The 247-nt window shown below is 70.9% G+C and carries 1 pseudogene; it reads left to right on the top strand.

Features of this window, described 5'->3' with window-relative positions:
- Positions 1-247, top strand: a pseudogene (locus KVT14_RS20835) (metal-sensitive transcriptional regulator); the annotation flags it as partial.

The raw sequence follows: 247 nt of genomic DNA, 5'->3' as shown, positions 1-247 counted from the left end.
ATGCACGGGTAGAGCGGCGACAAGGACGACTACCTCAAGCGCCCCAAGCGCACCGAGGGGCAGGTGCGCGGCATCGCGCGCAGGGTCGACGAGGACGTCTACTGCATCGACGTCCTGACCCAGGTCGCCGCCGTGACCAAGGCGCTGCAGGCCGACAGCATCGGCCTCGTCGAGGACCACCTGGGCCACTGCGTCGTCGACGCGGCCCGGCAGTCCGAGGAGGCCAGCGCCGAGAAGGTCCGCGAGG

It is taken from the genome of Cellulomonas sp. GbtcB1, assembly GCF_019091725.1.
GTDB lineage: Bacteria > Actinomycetota > Actinomycetes > Actinomycetales > Cellulomonadaceae > Cellulomonas.
The sequence above is the reverse complement of the archived record's forward strand: the minus strand, read 5'-3'. Positions and strand labels throughout refer to the sequence as shown.